This window comes from Brevundimonas sp. Root1423, assembly GCF_001426805.1.
On sequence record NZ_LMFL01000005.1, the window covers coordinates 15,111 to 32,911 of the forward strand.

General features: G+C 69.6%; 15 protein-coding genes and 1 tRNA gene. 5 read left to right on the forward strand and 11 right to left on the reverse strand.

Annotated features, from left to right (window positions below):
* Positions 1-2: 2 nt before the first annotated feature.
* From ASD25_RS04200 to ASD25_RS04215, 3 genes are all read right to left on the reverse strand, one after another.
* Positions 3-4,226 carry a translocation/assembly module TamB domain-containing protein gene (locus ASD25_RS04200; protein WP_055830610.1) on the reverse strand — a complete coding sequence of 1,408 codons (4,224 nt, stop codon included), beginning with the start codon at positions 4,224-4,226 and terminating at the stop codon, positions 3-5.
* Positions 4,223-6,013 carry an autotransporter assembly complex family protein gene (locus ASD25_RS04205; protein WP_055830608.1) on the reverse strand — a complete coding sequence of 597 codons (1,791 nt, stop codon included), beginning with the start codon at positions 6,011-6,013 and terminating at the stop codon, positions 4,223-4,225. Before ASD25_RS04205 ends, ASD25_RS04200 begins: the two co-directional genes overlap by 4 nt.
* A gap of 402 nt (positions 6,014-6,415) precedes the next feature.
* Entirely contained in the window at positions 6,416-7,498 is a 1,083-nt protein-coding gene (locus ASD25_RS04215) for a CaiB/BaiF CoA-transferase family protein (RefSeq protein ID WP_055830604.1), read from the reverse strand.
* Between the two features lie 109 nt (positions 7,499-7,607).
* On the opposite strand from ASD25_RS04215, the gene ASD25_RS04220 reads away from it, so the two are divergent.
* Both ASD25_RS04220 and ASD25_RS04225 read left to right on the forward strand, forming a co-directional pair.
* Positions 7,608-7,684 (forward strand) — tRNA-Lys (locus ASD25_RS04220).
* A 284-nt stretch (positions 7,685-7,968) separates the two neighbouring features.
* Positions 7,969-8,523 carry a hypothetical protein gene (locus ASD25_RS04225; RefSeq protein ID WP_055830602.1) on the forward strand — a complete coding sequence of 185 codons (555 nt, stop codon included), beginning with the start codon at positions 7,969-7,971 and terminating at the stop codon, positions 8,521-8,523.
* Here ASD25_RS04225 and tgt read toward each other — a convergent pair.
* Both tgt and queA read right to left on the reverse strand, forming a co-directional pair.
* Positions 8,520-9,635: a tRNA guanosine(34) transglycosylase Tgt gene (gene tgt, locus ASD25_RS04230; protein ID WP_055830601.1), complete on the reverse strand. Its 1,116-nt coding sequence runs from the start codon at positions 9,633-9,635 to the stop codon at positions 8,520-8,522. The two genes, ASD25_RS04225 and tgt, sit on opposite strands and share 4 nt — an antisense overlap.
* 146 nt (positions 9,636-9,781) lie before the next feature.
* The gene (gene queA, locus ASD25_RS04235; RefSeq protein WP_055830599.1) at positions 9,782-10,873 is read right to left on the reverse strand and encodes a tRNA preQ1(34) S-adenosylmethionine ribosyltransferase-isomerase QueA; all 1,092 of its coding nucleotides are present in this window, start codon (positions 10,871-10,873) and stop codon (positions 9,782-9,784) included.
* Positions 10,874-10,954: 81 nt separating this feature from the next.
* Here queA and ASD25_RS04240 point away from each other — a divergent pair, with 81 nt between their 5' ends.
* On the forward strand, positions 10,955-12,394 hold the full coding sequence (locus ASD25_RS04240) for a response regulator (protein ID WP_055830597.1): 1,440 nt from the start codon (positions 10,955-10,957) through the stop codon (positions 12,392-12,394).
* A gap of 20 nt (positions 12,395-12,414) precedes the next feature.
* Here the strand turns inward: ASD25_RS04240 and ASD25_RS04245 are convergent, their stop codons facing one another.
* Complete coding sequence (locus ASD25_RS04245) at positions 12,415-12,684, reverse strand: hypothetical protein (protein WP_055830595.1); 270 nt, start codon at positions 12,682-12,684, stop codon at positions 12,415-12,417.
* Positions 12,685-12,845: 161 nt separating this feature from the next.
* Between ASD25_RS04245 and ASD25_RS04250 the strand changes: the two genes are divergently transcribed.
* The gene (locus tag ASD25_RS04250) at positions 12,846-14,516 is read left to right on the forward strand and encodes a lysine--tRNA ligase (RefSeq protein WP_055830593.1); all 1,671 of its coding nucleotides are present in this window, start codon (positions 12,846-12,848) and stop codon (positions 14,514-14,516) included.
* 133 nt (positions 14,517-14,649) lie between these two features.
* On the forward strand, positions 14,650-15,126 hold the full coding sequence (locus ASD25_RS04255) for an SH3 domain-containing protein (RefSeq protein WP_055830592.1): 477 nt from the start codon (positions 14,650-14,652) through the stop codon (positions 15,124-15,126).
* 129 nt (positions 15,127-15,255) lie between these two features.
* On the opposite strand, the gene ASD25_RS04260 is transcribed toward ASD25_RS04255, so the two are convergent.
* The 5 genes from ASD25_RS04260 to ASD25_RS04280 all read right to left on the reverse strand — a co-directional run bounded on the left by ASD25_RS04260 (position 15,256) and on the right by ASD25_RS04280 (position 17,759).
* Positions 15,256-15,891 (reverse strand): helix-turn-helix transcriptional regulator, encoded by a 636-nt coding sequence (locus ASD25_RS04260; RefSeq protein WP_055830589.1) that lies wholly within the window; start codon positions 15,889-15,891, stop codon positions 15,256-15,258.
* Between the two features lie 88 nt (positions 15,892-15,979).
* On the reverse strand, positions 15,980-16,408 hold the full coding sequence (locus ASD25_RS04265; RefSeq protein WP_055830587.1) for a hypothetical protein: 429 nt from the start codon (positions 16,406-16,408) through the stop codon (positions 15,980-15,982).
* Between the two features lie 37 nt (positions 16,409-16,445).
* Entirely contained in the window at positions 16,446-16,877 is a 432-nt protein-coding gene (locus ASD25_RS04270; RefSeq protein WP_156389184.1) for a hypothetical protein, read from the reverse strand.
* An 88-nt stretch (positions 16,878-16,965) separates the two neighbouring features.
* Positions 16,966-17,307, reverse strand: coding sequence for a hypothetical protein (locus ASD25_RS04275; protein WP_055830583.1), 342 nt, complete (start codon positions 17,305-17,307; stop codon positions 16,966-16,968).
* A gap of 38 nt (positions 17,308-17,345) precedes the next feature.
* Positions 17,346-17,759, reverse strand: coding sequence for a hypothetical protein (locus tag ASD25_RS04280; protein ID WP_055830581.1), 414 nt, complete (start codon positions 17,757-17,759; stop codon positions 17,346-17,348).
* Positions 17,760-17,801 lie beyond the last annotated feature (42 nt).

Sequence of the window (17,801 nt, forward strand, 5' to 3'; positions counted from 1 at the left end):
CCCTAGCGGTTCGGGCGCGGGTCCTCGCGACCGGCGCCCGGCTGCCGGGACTGGCGGCGCCAGCGGATCGACAGGCTGGCCTCGCCCTGTCCCCCGAATTTCGAGCTGATGGTCAGGTTGCGACGCACCTGCCATTCGACGTTCACGGCCGCGCCGTTCTCGCCGCCGCCGATGATCTCCACATAGACATTGTCATTGATGTAGCGGCCGCCGGCGACGGTCAGGCCGGACGCCTCGCCGCCGAACGAGAGGCGATCCAGGCCCGCGAGCTCCCGCAGGTTGCCGATCACGTCGAAGCCGCCGCCGCCGGCCAGGGCCGCGACGCCGGCCGCCAGCTGCGCCGCCTCGAACGCCGACAGCTGCGAGGCGGAGCGTCCGAACAGCACCTGTGACAGGATTTCGTCCTGCGGCAGGGCGGGGGTCGAGGTCAGGGCGATCTCGGGCCGGGCGGCGGTGCCCGTGACGCGGATCGTGGCGGTCAGCGCCGGGTCGTCGCGGGTGGCCGTCAGGTCCAGCCGGATGAGTTCGGGGTTGGTCGACAGACTGACGGTTCCGCGCTCGTCGAACACGAAACGCTTGCCGGCGAAGTCGTAGTCGCCGCGCACGACCCGCGCCGTGCCGCTGAGGATCGGCCGGCTGATGGTGCCGGTGACGCGGGCGTTGACGTTCATCTCCACGTTCAGGCCGCGGCCGACGACGCGCACGTCCCCGCCCGGGGAGCGCAGACCGATGTTGAGTCCGAACTGCAGGCCGCGCTGGCGGTTCTGTTCTTCCTCGGGGACATCGCCGCCGGGCTTGTTGATCTCGATCACCTCCATGCGGACGATGCCGTTCGAACCCGGCGGATTGGCCTCGATGCGCGCCTCGTCGATGTCCATCTCGCCGGTCAGGGTGATGTTGCCGTCCTGGCCGCGCGTCACCGTCAGGGGGCCGGACGCCCGGGCTTCGGCGATGTCGTTGTCGATGATGCGGAACCGGTTCAGCAGCAGCTGGAAGCTGGATCCGGAACCCTGGCGCAGCCCGATGCGGCCGTTGCCCGTCACCGAGCCGCCGGCCCCGTCCACGGCGCTGAAGGCTTCGACCAGGCCCGTGGTGTCGTCGAACCGGCTGGCGAGGGTGACGTTTTCCAGCCGCACGCCGGTGGCGCTGTCGCGGAACGTCCCCTGTTGCAGGTCGAGCCGTCCGTTGATCCGCGGGGCGGCCAGCGAACCCGCCAGGCTCGCGCGGGCGTCCACCTGCCCGGTCAGGGACCGTTCGCCGCCGGCGAGCAGGTCCCAGATCGGCTGGATCTGACCCTGGATGGAGATGTCGCCGGACATTTCCCGCGTCCGCACGATGGCCAGACGCAGGGGCACGGCCGAGGCCTCCACAGGCAGGGTGACGTCCGCCGTGGCCCGGACCGCGTCGCCGTCGTTGGCCTGGGCCTGAACGCGCAGGCTGTCGTTGACCAGAATCGCATTCAGCGTGCCGTCGACCGCCAGACCGCGCGGCGCGTCGATGCTGCGAATCTCCCGCAGCGCGAGGTTGGCCGAGCCCGACAGGTCGTCCCCGGCTCCCCGCAACGACAGCTGGCCCGTCACGGATCCCCGCATGTCGCGGACCACGGTTCCCAGATCGACGCTGGTCAGATTGGCTTCGATGATGGACGCCCGGGAGTCCTGACGGAGTTCGCCGAGCAGCACGCCCCCGCCGATGCCGAGATCGACCCGCACGACGCGTCCGTCGCCAGACAGGGCGACGACAGCGGGATTGCGCGTGGTGAAGGCGATCTCGCGGACCCGGCCGGATCCTTCCAGCACCACCGACTGTGCGCCCCCGTTCCGGGAATAGACCCCGGTTCCATCAAACGACACGGGGGTCGCGCCGCCGATGTCCGTCTTCAGTGTGAAGGGCAGGCGTGACAGGGTCCCGCGGCCGTTCAGGTCGAGCGTCCGGATCGTCCAGGTCGATCCCGTCAGGCGAACATTGCGGCCGGTCACATCCAGGATCGCCGTCTCGGCGCCGGCGCCGTCGGTCAGGCGAACCCGGCCGTCGGCGGTTCCGGAGGCCAGGAAGGCGCCGGGCCGGGCGGTGAACGTCAGGTCGGCGCTGGACGGGAAGCTGTTGGACAGGGCGATCGCGCCCTGGGCCGTGACGCCGCCCGCGTCCAGATCCACGTCCGTCAGCCGGATGCGGTCGCCCCCGAGGAAGAAGTTTCCGCTGGCCCGCGCCGGCCCGTAGTTGGATCCGGCGGTCAGGGCGATGCGTCCGTCCGAGGCGTCCGCGCCGCGCCGGAAACTCAGCACCATGTCTGCGTCGGTCAAAACCAGCGCCCCCGCGCTCAGCCTGCCGAACCGGGCCGTCAGATCCGCGCGCGGTCGGGCCAGGGTTCCGGTCAGGGCGCCGTCGCCCGTCATGGCTCCGTCAATGGCGACAGGGCCGACCCCGAAGGGTCCCTGCGCATTCCAGTTCAGGGCCAGCCTTAGCCGCCCGTCGCCCTCGATGAGGCCGCGCGCGCCGGCGGTGCCCTGGGCGCCGGTCAGCAGCGCCCGCTCGACCTCGATCCGTCCGCCGTTGAGGGCGCCGGTCGCCTGGAGCCGCGGGACGGGCCCGAGGAGGCGGTCCAGCTCCGCCATTCCGGTCGCCAGCCGGCGGCCGCGGGCATCGAAGGTGATTCGCCATGGCTGGCCCGCGCGCGTCATCGAGGCCGTGATCGGACCTCCGAACGCGCCGCGCGCGCCCTTGCGAAGGCGGGAGACATCGGTGATCTCGGCCCGGCCCCGGAACCCGAGGCCGCCCGTCAGGCTGCGTCCGCCCGAGCCGGAGAGGGTCAGGGCCTGACCGGTCGCCTGCACCCGTTCCAGCAGGATGGCGCCGTCCGCCAGCCGGGCGGCTTCAAACGTGATGCGCGGCTGGCCGCCCAGAAGACCGCCGACGATCCCGGCGCTCGATCCCCCGGCGGCGCGGAGATCGCCGTCCAGATCCAGCCGTCCCGCACGCATGCGCGCATTCAGGGGGCCGCGGACCCGTTGCGCCCGATAGCTTGAAACCTCGACCCCGAGCAGGTCCGCCGACCCGGTCAGGGTCCAGTCCGAGGGGGAGCCCCTGAACACGCCCTTGTACGCCGAGGGGCCCGCGGCGCTGTGGCCGACGAGCCGCGACAGGGACGGTGTCGAGACCTCGACAGCGATCCCGTCGGGGCTGCTACGATCGCTGAGCCTTACGTCCCCGCTGGCGCTGGCGTTGAGGTTGTCCGCGATCAGCCGCCAGCCGACGCCATGCAGGCCGTCGTCGTCGCTGTCGCTCGAGGTGGCGAAACCGAACCGGGCCGTGCGGCCGATCCGCTGCGCGAACGGCGCCAGCAGGTCCGATCCGGAGAAGTCGGCGAAGCCGGCGATCCGGGTCCGATCCTTCCCGTACCGTCCCTTGATCACCAGCGGCACGAAGTCGCCCGTCCGCACCAGGGCGTCGACGACCGAGCCGTTGACGATCGCCGTCGCGAAGAACGGGCGGTCGGGCGAATAGCCCAAGGCTCCGGCGAGAGGGCCGCCCCGGGCCTCTTCGGCGCGCAGGTTAAGGCGCAGATCGGCGATGGTCGCCCCGAGCGTGGCGTTGACGCGCAGATAGTCGCCGGGCCGGCTGTTGCTGGCGGCGTTCACGATCGCCTTCTTCGGACCCTTGCGCGGCGCGTCGGCTTCGCCCGACAGCCGCCAGCGGCCGTATTCGCGGCTGAAGCCCTCCAGCAGTTCGACGTCGGCGGAGAAGCGGTCGATGTCCACCGAAAGGGGTTGAGGCCCCGGGGGCGTGGTCGTGGGCTCGACCTCGGGCCGGCGGATCAGGCGGATGACCTCGGCCTCGACGTTGGTGGCGTGGAACTCGCGGGCCATGAGCGGCCACCAGTCCCAGTCGATATGGACCTTGCGCGCCTCCAGCCAGACGCCCTTCGCGTCGGTGACGGTGACGCGGTCGATGGTGAAATCGTCGAACAGGTCGCCGCGCACGCCCTCGACATTGATCCGGCCATAGCGACCCAGTTTCTTGCCGGCGACGAAACTGGTCACCAGTTCCCGTCCCGGGCCGGACAGGAGATACATCCGCCCGCCCACCAGACCGACGAGCAGGATGGCGGCGAGAATCGCCGCGGCCATGCCGCCGAAGAAGGCGATGGCCTGCAGCCGGGTGCGCTTCTTCTTCGCCGCTTCGGCGGGCGTGTCGGGCGGTTCCACGGGCGGCGGGGCGCCGGTCAAAACGCCTGTCCGATGCTGACGTAGACCTGGAAATCAGCGTCGCCGTCCCGGCGATCCAGCGGGAAGGCGATGTCGGCCCGGATCGGCCCGAAGGGCAGCTTGTACCGGACCCCGAAGCCGGCGCCGTACCGCAGGTTGCCGAAATCGGGCGTCTCCTGGAACCCGATCGCGCCGGCGTCGACGAAGCCCACGACCTGGAAGCTGCGCCAGACGTCGCGGCGGATCTCGACCGAGGCCTCGACGAGACTCAACCCCCCGCGGGGCGTGTTGTCGGGCAGACGCGGCCCGACGCCCTGGTATTCGAAGCCGCGCACCGAACCGCCGCCGCCCGAATAGAACAGCCGGTCAGACGGTATCGTCAGTTCCGCGCCGCCGACAATGGAGCCGAGGCGGGCGCGGCCGGCCAGGACGGTCTTCGCGCCATCCTGAAGCGGCAGATAGGCGGTGACCTGGGCCTCGCTCCGCAGAAAGATGATCGTATCCTCGCCCGACACCGCGGTCGGCTGCGCCCAGGCCGACAGCCGCCAGCCCGTCGTCGGATCGAGCGGGTCGTTCGACCGGTCCAGATAGGCGCTCGCCCGTCCGGTCAGTATGACCAGGTCACGGTCGAAATTGATCGGCAATTGCGTGACCGGATCGAACCGGTTCTCATCGTATTTGCCCGCGTCCAGGCCGACGCCGTAGCTGATCCAGGACGTCTTGCCGAGGCGCTGCTGAAGGTCGGCGGCCACGGCGAGGGCCGTGCGGCGATAGGCGTCCGTGTCCTCGTTCAGGACGGCGGCGGAGAGCCTCAGCGTCTCGCCCGGACGCCGCCAGTGCGGCAGGCTGAGGTTGACGCCCAGCCGGCTGTCGACATCGGCCGCGCGGGCCTGCCAGACCACGGTGTCGGCGCGTCCGAAACGGTTGTGCCAGGTCCAGATCAGATCGAGGCCCGACCCCTCGGCCGTCGAGAAGGTCGCGCCCGCCTCGAGAATCCGGCGTGGCCGGTCGGTCAGGGTGACGACGACCGGCCGGTAGCCATTGGTCAGACCCTGCTCGCGCGGCGCGAGGGCCACGCCCACGCCGTCGTAGACGCCCGTCTCGAGCAGCCGGCGCTCCAGTTCCGCGACATCATCCGGATCGTAGACGTCGCCTTCGGTCCAGGGCGCCAGGCCGGTCACCCAGGCGGGATTGGTCGGCCCGCGCGTCTCCAGCCGCACGCCGTCCAGACGCACAAGGGCGCCGGACGATATCCGGTAGTTGGGCTGGACGGTGAAGGTCGCATGGTCGACGACGACACGGCGGGGCTCGGCCGCCGCGTCGGCATATCCCCGGCGGGTCAGGGTTGCGACGACACGGCCCTCGGCGGCGAGAACGTCGCTCGCGCGTCCGGCCTGGTCCGGTTTGACGCTGATCTCGTCGAGCGCGGCGGCTTCGGACAGGGCGTCCGGCGCGGGGGCGGTCCATTGCACCCGGGGGTCTGTCAGCACGAACCGCCGCCCGGGCGTAACGTTGACGATGGCGACCGGGCTTTCCTCGCCCTCGACCGCATCTTCCAGCACGGGTTGGTAGTAGCCTTCGGACCTCAGCAGGGCTTCGGCGGCCTCCATGGCGCCGCGGGCGCGGCGGCGGGCCTCGAACCGGTTGGAAGGCGGCGCATCGACCTCGCCGACGGCGCGGACCAGCTGTTCGCGAAGCTCCGCGTCCATCTCGCCGCGAATCTGTGCGCGCGGGTCTGCATGGGCGGTGGACGCGAGAAGAGCGAGACCCGCCGTGCTGACGAGAAACAGGGCGTGCCTTGGCGTCAAACTGGAACTTTCGTCAGGGCGGTCGACCGCCGCCGATCAACGGACAGATCAGTAGAAGAGGGTTTCGCTCTCGGGTTTGACCGACTCTTCCGAAGACCGCTTCTCGGGCGGAACCGTGGTCGAGTCCGCGGGAGGGGTGTCTACGGCGCTGGGCTCTGCGACGGGGACGCCCGCGTCCTCGGCGGCGGNTTCGTTCGACTCGCGCGGATCGTCGCAGGCCGCGGCGGCGAGGGCGCTGGACAGGACCAGACAGGCAATCAGTCGTTTCATGGATGGCGTCTCCCCCGGATCGGCCTTCCAACGCGCGACCGGTTCGCCCGTTCCATAACCCTGAACGGGCGGATGGTCACCACGCCAGAGCGTGATCGGGACGAATTTGCGATCCGGCGCATGGACGGCGTCTCAGCGCCAGCGCGCCAGAGCCCCGTCGAACGTCATTGCGGCGCCCTCGGGCTCCGGACGAGGCTCCGAGCCGCCGAATCGCGGGGCCGGGGCGGGCTGGATCCCGCCCGACCCGACGAAGGTGTTCCGGGCCGCGTTATGCGGATGGCCTGGGGCCTCCGCGAGCGACAGCACGGGCGTGACGCAGGCGTCGGTTCCTTCGAACCGGGCGGCCCAGTCGTCGCGGTCCCGTGTCGCGAAAACCGCTTCCAGTCGCGCGTGCAGCGCCGGCCATTTCGCCGTGTCGTACTGAGGCGCCTCGGCTTCGCCGAGACCGAGGCCGGTCAGCAGGGCGCTGTAGAACTGCGGTTCCAGAGCTCCCACGGCGACGAAGCGGCCGTCGCGGCAGGCGAAACAGCGATAGAAGGGCGCGCCGCCATCCAGCAGATTCGCCCCGCGCGCGTCGCTCCAGAGGCCGCGGGCCCCGAGCGCATGGAACAGGCTCATCAGCAGGGCCGAGCCGTCCGTCATGGCCGCGTCCACAACCCGACCCGCGCCTGTACGCCGCGCTTCGATCAGGCCCGCGAGGACCCCCGTGACCAGCATCATGGCGCCGCCGCCGTAGTCGCCGATCAGGTTCAGCGGCGGCCGGGGCGGCCGGTCAGGCTCGCCCATCGCGTGGAGCGTCCCGCTGAGGGCGATATAGTTGATGTCGTGCCCCACCTCGCCGGCCTTGGGGCCCGTCTGCCCCCAGCCGGTGACGCGGCCGTAGACCAGCCGCGGATTGCGCGCGGCGCAGTCCTCGGGGCCGAGCCCCAGCCGTTCCATGACGCCCGGCCGGAAACCCTCGATCAGGCCGTCCGCCGCGGCGATCAGGTCCAGGACGCGTGTCCGGTCGCCGGCATCCTTCAGATTGACGGCCAGGGACGACCGTCCGCGATGCAGAATTCCGCCGCCCACGTCGGCGAAGACCGGCGCGCCGGCGCTTGCGCCGCGGGTCAGGCGCAGAACATCGGCGCCCAGGTCGGCCAGAACCATGCCGGCGAAGGTCACGGGACCCAGGCCGTCAAACTCGAGGATGCGCAGGCCGGACAAGGGTTTCATGACCGATGCCTAGCCCGACGTCCTCAATCCGTCGACCCGGCGCTTGACCCGGACGCCGGATTGCAAGAGAAGGCGCGTCGCCGGGTCGCGAGCGCGATCCTGCAGGTGTGCGTCCTTAGCTCAGTTGGTTAGAGCATCTGACTTTTAATCAGAGGGTCCTCGGTTCGAGCCCGAGAGGACGTACCACCCCTTTTTTGCTACCCCGGGCCGCAGCGCTCGCGCCGGTCCGTCGCGGCGGTCAGCGGGGCTTTGGCCGGCGGGCACGGCATTTCTTGCAGACCAGGGAGCCCGGTCTGGTGCGGCTGTACTTGAAATCGTGCTTGCATCGCTGCTGCGCGAACCAGGTTTTGAGCAACTCGATCATGGGACGGACCCTAGCCGGATTTTCGCCGGGGTGAAGCGCTGTTCTGGCCAGCCTGATCGGCGATGAGGCGGCTTTCCCCGCCGCGTGGGGCGTGGTTGAAGAGGCCATGCGCCGGACCTCGCTCATTCTTGTCGCTGCGACCGCCCTCGCCGGGTGCCAGGCCGGCAATTCCGCCATGGGCGGCGCGCGCCAGTTCGGAGCGGGACTGGGCGCCGCGGCGACCGCGCCGCTCGATGATCTGAATCTGAGGCGGCAGGCCATTCCGACCGTCCTTCTGCAGGCCGAGGCCAATCCCTACGACCTGCGCAATCTGAACCAGTGCGCGACCATCGGCGCCGAGATCGCGCGCCTGAACGAGGCCCTGGGGCCCGACACCGACGAGCCTCCGCCCGCGGACGGCTCCTTCCTGAGCGAGCGCGCGGCGGATGCGGCGGCGGCGGCGGCGCTGGACGGCATACGGGACGCCACGACGGACTTCATCCCGGGCCGCAGCTGGATCCGCCGGCTGTCGGGCGCGGAGCAGCACAGCCGACACGTGCAGTCAGCGATCCAGGCGGGGCGAATGCGCCGCGCCTTCCTGAAGGGCACGGGGATGCAGCGCAATTGCCCGCCCCCCGCCGCACCTGCCTGGTTCCGGCCGAGGGGCCGCAGCCAGCGCTAGCCGTTCGATGTGTGCCGGGCGTGGAAGTCGCGCCGGAAGGCCTCGAACCGGCCCTCGGCGATCGCCGCCCGCATCGCCGCCATCAGGGCCTGGAAGAAGGCGATGTTGTGCCAGCTCAGCAGCACCTTGCCGAGAATCTCGTCAGCGCGGATCAGGTGATGCAGGTAAGCTTTTGAATATTGAGATGAACCGGGGCAGGCGAGGGCCGGGTCCAGCGGGTCCTGGTCCTCGGCGAAGCGGGCGTTCTTGAGGTTGATCGGCCCGTCCCACGTCCAAGCCTGACCGTGGCGGCCGGCGCGGGTGGGCAGGACGCAATCGAACATGTCGACGCCGCGCCACACGGCCTCGACCAGATCGACCGGCTTGCCGACGCCCATGAGATAGCGGGGCCGGTCGGCGGGCAGCATGTCGGGCGCGTAGTCCAGAACCTCGCACATCGCCTGATGGCCCTCGCCGACGGCGAGGCCGCCGATGGCGTAGCCGTCGAAGCCGGTCTCCCGCAGCCGCTCGGAGGATTCGCGACGCAGGTTTTCGAACGTCGAGCCCTGCTGGATGCCGAACAGGGCCTGGGTTTCGCGGGTCCCGAAGGCGGCCTTCGAGCGCGCGCCCCAGCGGGCGGACAGCTCCATGGCGGCGCGGGCGGCAGGCTCCTCGGCGGGCCAGGCGACGCACTGGTCCAGCTGCATGGAGATGTCCGCGCCGATGCGGTCGGCCTGGATTTCGATCGAACGTTCGGGGCTCAACACGTGTTTCGAGCCGTCGATGTGGCTGGCGAAGGTGACGGCGTCCTCCTTCACCTTCGAGATGCCGGCCAGGGACATGACCTGGAAGCCGCCGCTGTCCGTGAGGATCGGCCTGTTCCAGCCCATGAATTTGTGCAGCCCGCCCAGCCGCTCCATCCGCTCGGGGCCGGGACGGAGCATCAGGTGATAGGTGTTGCCCAGGATGATGTCGGCGCCGGTCTGCGCGACCTGGTCGACGGTCATGGCCTTGACCGTGGCGGCGGTGCCGACGGGCATGAAGGCGGGCGTGCGGATGTCGCCGCGCGGCGTCCTCAGCACGCCGGTGCGGGCGCGGCCTTCGGTGTTCTGGATATGAAACGGAAAGGGCAAAGCTTGCTCCGCTCATCCCGGCGAAAGCCGGGACCCAGTGCTGTCGTTGAGCACGATGGTCGGGATTGACGGGGAGGCGAAACCGGTTGGACCGATCGCCCGAAGAACGGGGTCCCGGCTTTCGCCGGGATGAGCGGAATATAGAGTTACGCGTCGTTCCGGAACAGCAGGGACCCGTCTCCGTAGGAATAGAAGCGGTAACCGTCCTGCACCGCATGGGCATAGGCCGCCTTCATGGTCTCCAGCCCGGCGAAGGCCGAGACCAGCATGAACAGGGTCGATTTCGGCAGGTGGAAATTGGTCAGGAGGACGTCGGCGGCGCGGAAGCGGTAGCCGGGGGTGATGAAGATGGCCGTGTCGCCATGGAAGGGCCGGACCTCGCCCTCGGGCGTCGTGGCGCTCTCCAGCAAACGCAGGGAGGTGGTGCCGACGCAGACGATGCGCCCGCCGGCGGCGCGTACGGCGTTGAGGGCGGCGGCGGTGGCGACGGAAACCTCGCCCCACTCGGAATGCATCCTGTGGTCCGCCGTGTCGTCGGCCTTGACCGGCAGGAAGGTGCCGGCCCCGACGTGCAGGGTGACGGCATGGGTCGAGACCCCCTTCGCCTCGACCGCCGCCATCAGCGCCGGCGTGAAATGCAGTCCCGCCGTCGGGGCGGCGACCGAACCGTCCCAATGGGCGAACATGGTCTGGTAGTCCGACCGGTCGCGATCGTCCTCGGCCCGCTTGGCCGCGATATAGGGGGGCAGGGGCATGACCCCGACGTCGCGGATGGCCTCGTCGAGGAACGGGCCGTCGAGGTCGAAGCGCAGGGTGACCAGGCCGTCCTCGCCCTTGCCGGTCACGGTGGCGTCGAGGCGGCCGAGCAGACAGCCGCCGTCGGCCTGGGCGCCGAAGCGGATGCGATCCCCCGCCTTGATGCGCTTGCCGGGTTTCATGAAGGCGGACCAGACGTCGGGGGCGTCGCGATGATGCAGGGTGGCCTCGACCGCGACGGTCAGGGTCTCGCCCTCGGGTCCGATGCGCTCCCGCACGCCCGACAACCGCGCCGGGATCACCCGCGTATCGTTGAACACCAGGGCGTCGCCGGGCCGCAGGAAGTCCGGCAGGTCGCGGACGATCCGGTCTTCGAGCGCGCCGTTCCGCACCACCAGCAGGCGGGCGGAATCGCGCGGCTCGGCGGGGCGGAGCGCAATCCGGTCGTCCGGCAGGTCGAAGTCGAAATCGGCGGTCTTCATCAGGCGGGGCAAAGGCCATGGGGCAGGGGCGGGGTCAAGGCGGTTAAACGTTGCTTCAGGTGATCCCGCTATCACCCGGGCATGAGCCCTGAGGCCAATTCGGATTTGTCATCGGCGGTGCGCGGCTGGGACCGGCTGCGCCGTCCGGTCTGGATGTACGATCCGGTCAGCGCGCGCGGGGTCTACGCCAACGCCCCGGCCTTGAGGCTGTGGGGCGCGGAAACCCTGGACGAGCTGCTGGCGCGCGACTTCTCCAACCTGTCGCCCGCGGTCCGGGCCCGCACCGACCGTCTCAGGGAGGCCACCGCGGACGGCAGCGAGCTCAGCGAACGCTGGACCTTCTACCCCAATGGTCGGCCCGTGACCGTGCAGGCGACGATCTCGACCTTCCGGATGGAGGACGGTCGCGCCGTCCTGCTGTTCGAGGCCGCTCCGCTCGACGTCGAGGCCGAGGAAGCCCGGGCGGTCGAGGCCCTGCGGCATACGTCGGCGTTGATCACCCTGCTGGACGACGCGGGCGCCATCCTGTTCTCCAACCCGGCGGCCTACGCCGCCTACGGCCCCGGCGACGCCGGGCTGGCGCCGCGCTTCGTGGATCCCGACCGGGGCCGCTGGTTCCTGGACCAGGTCCGGACCGGCAAGGTGGCGAGCCGCCTGTGCGAGGTCGAGACCACGGCGGGGCGCCGCTGGCACGAGGTGGATGCCCGCCCGGTGTCCGATCCGGTGACGGGCGCCCTGGGGGTGCTTCTCAACGAGCAGGACGTCACCGCCCGCGTCGAGGCCGAAGGCGCGCAGGCCACGGCGGAGCAGAAGACGGCCATGGCCGAGGCTCGCCAGAAATTCCTCACCGACATGTCGCATGAGCTGCGGACGCCGCTGAACGCGGTGATCGGCTTCTCCGAACTGCTGTCCGGCGCCGGTCTGGCCCCGGCGCAGGGCGAACAGGCCCGGCGGATCCATCAGGCGGGCCAGAAGCTGCTGACGGTCGTCAACCAGATGATCGACCTGTCGGAGCAGCACGGCGATCCGGCCGCCGCGCCTGTCGGGACGGAGGTGCAGCTTCCGGCGGCCCCGGATCCCGAAGCGATGGCCGGGCCCGGCGGCGGCAAGCCGCTTCGGGTGCTCTGCGTCGACGACAACCAGACCAATCTCATGCTGCTGACCGCCATGCTGTCCGGGCAGGGTATGGTTTGCGAGACGGCGGAGAACGGGTCCCTCGGGCTGACGGCCGCCGCGGCCGGTGACTGGGATGTCGTGTTGATGGACATCCAGATGCCGGTCATGGACGGGGTGGAGGCAGCCCGTCACATCCGCGCCCTCGGCGGCGAGGCGGGCGCGGTGCCGATCATCGCCGTGACCGCCAACACCCTCGCCGGCCAGGTCGAGACCTATGTCGAGGCAGGCATGGACGATCTGGTCGCCAAGCCCGTCGACATGGCGGAACTGCTGGGAAAGGTCGCCTATTGGGGCGGCTGCGGCTGGCGCGAAGCCCTGGTCGGGGAGCCCTCCGCCGCGGGCTGAGTCCCACGACCGGTCGGCTCCTACCGATCCTGGCCGCCGTGACGGTCTTCGGGTGCGATGTAATGGCGATCCAGGTCGGACGGGTCCATGCGGTGGCCGGTGGCCTCCGTGACGATGGCCGCGATGTCGTCATTGGTCTTGCCGGCGTCGCGCATCTGCTCGATCTCGTCGCTGATCATCTCGACGAATTCGGAGACCTCGAAGCGCTCCTCGCCGAGGTCGAGCGCCTCACGCAGGGCGCGCTGGGCCTTGATGGCTTCGTCGAGGCTGAACGTCAGTTGGTCGGTCATGGGGCTCTCCGGGCCGGGACTGAGACAACCGTCCGACACCGAGGCGGTTGCAACAGACGCCTCAGTCTTTCTCCAGTTCGGGCTCCGGACACCCCCGGGACGCCTTCTTCGCGATCGAGCCTATCGTTGACCCGTGGCCTCTGACAGGCCAAACCCCGCCCATGCTGCAGAACCTCGAAACCCTCGCGCGCGAAGCCAGGTCCTGGCCGTTCGAACAGGCCCGCAATCTTCTGGCCCATGTGCTGAAGAAGCGGCTGTCGGACGCCGAGCGCAATACGGCGAAGCTGCTGATCGACGCCGGCAAGGCGGACGAGGCGCTGGCGACCTTCGAGGCTCTGCAGAAGCCGGTGATCTTCGAGACCGGCTACGGTCCGTCGGGCCTGCCGCACATGGGGACCTTCGGCGAGGTGGCGCGCACGACCATGGTCCGCAACGCCTTCCGCGCCCTGACCGGCGATCACTGGCAGACCCGGCTGATCGCGTTCAGCGACGACATGGACGGGCTGAGGAAGGTGCCGGAGGGCATTCCCAACCCGGAGATGCTGGCCGAGGACCTGCACAAGCCGCTGACCGTGGTGCGCGACCCGTTCGGGACCCACGACAGCTTCGGCGCCCACAACAACGCCCGCCTGCGCGCCTTCCTCGACGGCTTCGGCTTCGACTACGAATTCCTGTCCTCGACCGAGCAGTACCGGTCCGGCCGGTTCGATGCGACGCTGCTGACCCTTCTGGAGCGGTTCGAGGCGGTGCAGGCGATCATGCTGCCGACCCTGGGCGAGGAGCGCCGCGCGACCTATTCGCCCTTCCTGCCGGTCAGCCCCCTTACGGGCCACGTCCTGCAGGTCCCGACCCTGGAGCGGGACGTGGAGAAGGGGACCATCACATTCGACGACCCCGCCGGCGGCCGCACCGAGGTCCCGGTCACGGGCGGCCATGTGAAGCTGCAATGGAAGCCTGACTGGGCGATGCGCTGGACCGCGATGGACGTCGACTATGAAATGTCGGGCAAGGACCTGATCGAGAGCGTGCGCGAGAGCTCGAAGGTCTGCCGCGCCCTGGGCGGCACGCCGCCCGAGGGCTTCAACTACGAGCTCTTCCTCGACGTCGAGGGCCGGAAGATCTCCAAGTCCAAGGGCAACGGCCTGACGATGGAGCAGTGGCTGCGGTACGGCACGCCGGAGTCGCTGAGCTGGTACATGTTCCAGTCGCCGAAATCGGCCAAGAGCCTGCACTTCAACGTCATCCCGCGGGCGATCGACGACTATCTGGCGGCGATCGAGGCCTGGAAGACGCAGGAACCGGCGAAGCGGATCGACAACGCCGTCTGGTCGATCCATTCGGGCGCGCCGCCGGAACACACCTCGCCGGTGTCCTTCGCCCTGCTGCTGAACCTGGTCGGCGTGGCCAATGCGTCCGACAAGGACCAGCTGTGGGCCTATTTCGCCAAATACCTGCCCGAGGCGACGCCGCAGACCGAGCCGCTGCTGGACCAGCTGATGGAGCGGGCGCTGAACTATTACGAGGACTTCGTGAAGCCGACGAAGTCGTACCGCCTGCCGGACGACCGGGAGAAGGCGGCGCTGCTCGACCTGGCGGGGCGGCTGAGGGCCCTGCCGGCCGACACGACCGACGGCGAACTGATCCAGGGCGAGGTCTACGCCGTGGGCAAGGCGCATGCGTTCGAGCCGCTGCGTGGGTGGTTCGGGGCGCTGTACGAGGTGCTGCTGGGCGCGTCCCAGGGACCGCGGTTCGGTTCGTTCGCCGCGATCTACGGCCTGCCGCAGACGACCCGGCTGATCGAGGCGGGCGCGAACGGCGAGCTGGCGTCGTAGCCGACCCGCCACGCGTCGCCCGGGAAGGCCGGCAACCTAAATGAACCGAATATAACGGCGAGGCTCCGGGAGCCTTCATCCGGCGTGGCGCATTGTGCCTGTCATCGACCAACCTCGATGAATTGGAGAGACCATGTCGAAGTTCATGAACACCACCCTGGCTACCGCCGCCGCCCTGGCTGCGCTGGTGACCGCGGTCCCGACCGTTTCGATGGCCCAGCAGGCCAACGGCATCACCAACTGCGACGCGCCCGGCGGACGTCAGCGCACCGGCGCCCTGATCGGCGCGGTCATCGGCGGCCTCGCCGGCAGCCGGATTTCGTCCAATGAACGCACCCTCGGCGCCGTGGCCGGCGCGGGCGCCGGCGCCGCCGCCGGTTCCTACATCGGCTGCAACCAGCAGCGCGCCCGGGCTGCATCCACGGCCAGCAGCGGCGCCCAGTACCGCGCCACCTCGAACCTGCGCATCCGTTCGGGCCCCGGCACCAACTATCGCCAGGCGGGCTCGCTGCGCGCCGGCCAGCCCTTCGCCGCCATCGGCTCGCAGGGCGAATGGGTCCAGATCGCCGGCGGCGGGTGGGTGAACGCCAACTACGTCACCGCCTACTAGGCGCGATCCGACACGAACGAAGCGGAAGGCCGTCCCGAAAGGGGCGGCCTTTTTCGTTCAGCCGCCGTCGCCGGCGCCGGCCGGGAGCGCGGTCTTGTTCCGTCGTGGCGTTCCGAGCGGGGGACCGGCCTACTGGCTGACCCACAGCACGCGGCCCATCCAGAGGATGTCGGCGCGCGGCAGGGTGCGGGGCTCATAGGCGGGATTGATCGACGACAGGGTCACTGACCGCGCCGTGATCGCCGCCAGCTCCTTGGCCAGGGTTTCTCCCGACGCGGTCCGGACCACGACGCGGTCGCCCTTGCGCACCCGTGTCGTGTCGCGATCGACCAGCACCCGGTCGCCCTCGCGGTACAGGGGAGCCATGGAATCCCCGTTGATGCGGAGGCTGAACAGGGTGTCTTTCGGCCGCGGCAGGTCAGTCTCTTCCCAGCCATCGCCGGTCGGCAGGCCCGCATCGTCGAAAAAGCCGTCCTCGCCCGCCCGGGCCATGCCGAGCAGGGGGGCGGTCGCGGGCCGGTCGGGGGCGTCCAGGGCCAGCGCCGCGAAATCGCCGAGCGACACGCCGGTGGCCTGGAGGATGCGCGTCAGGCTCTCGGTCGAGGGCCAGCGCGGGCGGGGCGGATCCCCGGGGCCAAACCGTTTGGAGGGATTGAGGCTGGTCGCATCCAGGCCGGCCCGCAGCGCCAGGCCCGACGCGCTGAGGCCTTCGCGCCGGGCCAGGCCGTCGATCGCCTTCCACAGCTGGACATGTGACAGGGGCATGGCGCCTCACCGGGGCCGGACGGGGCCGATTCGGATGAAGTCTACAGGGGTGGATAGGAATATCTACCTGGGCCGCGGGGCGGGCAATCTATTCCAGTCCGGCGGCGCGCCGGTCCCGCCAGGACCAGAAGGTCCCGACCGCCATCGCCAGCAGAATCCCGTAGCTGGCCAGGTTGATCACGGCGTAGAAGGCCGCAAGCGGCGGGCGCAGATCGATGAGGATCAGGAGGTGGCTCATGACGATCAGGGCCTGCAGGGCGCTGGCCCAGACCGGCCATGACCGCCGGCTTTTCCAGGCGAGGGCCGCATAGACGCCCAGCATGACGGCGTCTATCGCGAACAGGCCCCACTGCGGGCCGGACAGTTCGCCGTCAAACTGCAGCAGCAGCGAGGCGAGCAGGCCCAGCGCATAGGCCCCGGCGCCGACGCGCTCGGGCTCGTCGCCCTTCAGGAAAGCGAAGGCGACGACCGCCACAGAGATCGCCGCCCCGATCTGGGAATAGAGGGTGTCAAACAATCGCTTCGCCTTTGCTGACGGGCCGCACGCGCGCGGCTCAGGCCTTCAGTCCGGCTGCGCGTCGTTCCTGCCATGCCCAGAAGGTCCCCACGGCCAAGGATATCAGCAGTGCGTAGTTGGCCATGTTGTTAACGGCGGCGAAGGCGTCGCCCGGGGGGCGGAGATTGGCCAGCACCATAATGTGGCCGGTGACGATCAAGGCCTGAAAAGCGCCGGCCCACATGGGCCAGGATCGGCGACTTTGCCAACCCAGGCCGAGGAAGGTGGCCAGCAGCACCACGTCAAGGGCAAAGGCGCTCCATCGCGAGAGGCTGAAGCTGCTGTTGTCCGAGGTCATGACGCCGGCGATGATGACAAGCGCATAGGCCGCGCCGCCTATCCGCTCGGTTTCGTCGCCCTTGACCAGCGCAAATCCCACGACGAGGACGAGGAACCCTGTGAGGACTTGCGAATAAATAGTCTCAAACACAGAATCGCCCCCATGCCGCAAAGCATGGGGGCGATAATGCCTGAAGCCCGCCGCCGGGGAAATGTCCGGCGGCTTACATTACGTTAAGTTAAACCGCGCGCAGCCGGTGTTCGCCGATGGTCGCTGGCCTCGGGCCCTGACCCTTGTCCTGGGGTTCTTCGGCGTAGATGCCGTAGCCCATGCGCCGGTGATCCTTGCCGAGTTCCTCATGGCAGGCGATCATGGCCTGGCGTGCGACGCCCAAGGCGGCGATCGCTTCCAGCGCCCGGGCTTGCGACTCTGCGCCGACGACCGGCGAGATGTTAAGCGCCGTGCGGCCTCCGATCATCGACTGCACCAAGGTCGTGGCCCGCGCGATGGCGGCGTCGATGGCTTGTTCAGTCGCATAAAGATCGCCGGCGACGCTGGCGATAACTTCGGTCTTGGTCACGGAAAGCTCTCCCACGGAGTAAACTGGTGAACAAGCTATTAACATGGTTCCGCTATGTACGGTAGAGGTTTGTTCATCACGTCTGCTATCACATTGTTAACCATTTCGGGTTGAACGCCACCGCCGTCTCCACCTCCGCCGCCGACCGGGGGCGTGTCGCCCGGCTTGTCGATGGGCCCAACGGCGAGGGCGTCGAGGCCCAGCTTGCGCGCCAGGGCGGCGAGGGCGGTATGGGTCTGGACCATGTGGGAGCGAGCGGCCGACAGGGCGCTGACGGCCCCGGCGGCGCCGTCGAAGGCCCGCTGGCCCGTGACCGCGGAGAGGTAGGCGTCGGCGCGGGCCGCCGGCAGCATCGCCGCCAGGGTCGCCGTTTCAATGAGCGCGAGGTCGATGGCCGTTTCGGCCGCATACAGCCGGGCGGCCAGGCTTTCGCCGATGGATTGTCTGGTCATGATCTTCCTCCGGTGACCGAAACGTCACCGAAGGAAGCCGAA

Coding starts and splice junctions, on each gene's coding strand:
- ASD25_RS04215 (WP_055830604.1), bottom strand. CDS start 7,498: ATGAAACCCTTGTCCGGCCTGCGCATCCTCGAGTTTGACGGCCTGGGT.
- ASD25_RS04225 (WP_055830602.1), top strand. CDS start 7,969: ATGCGCCGGACCTCGCTCATTCTTGTCGCTGCGACCGCCCTCGCCGGG.
- queA (WP_055830599.1), bottom strand. CDS start 10,873: ATGAAGACCGCCGATTTCGACTTCGACCTGCCGGACGACCGGATTGCG.
- ASD25_RS04240 (WP_055830597.1), top strand. CDS start 10,955: ATGAGCCCTGAGGCCAATTCGGATTTGTCATCGGCGGTGCGCGGCTGG.
- ASD25_RS04245 (WP_055830595.1), bottom strand. CDS start 12,684: ATGACCGACCAACTGACGTTCAGCCTCGACGAAGCCATCAAGGCCCAG.
- ASD25_RS04250 (WP_055830593.1), top strand. CDS start 12,846: ATGCTGCAGAACCTCGAAACCCTCGCGCGCGAAGCCAGGTCCTGGCCG.
- ASD25_RS04255 (WP_055830592.1), top strand. CDS start 14,650: ATGTCGAAGTTCATGAACACCACCCTGGCTACCGCCGCCGCCCTGGCT.
- ASD25_RS04260 (WP_055830589.1), bottom strand. CDS start 15,891: ATGCCCCTGTCACATGTCCAGCTGTGGAAGGCGATCGACGGCCTGGCC.
- ASD25_RS04280 (WP_055830581.1), bottom strand. CDS start 17,759: ATGACCAGACAATCCATCGGCGAAAGCCTGGCCGCCCGGCTGTATGCG.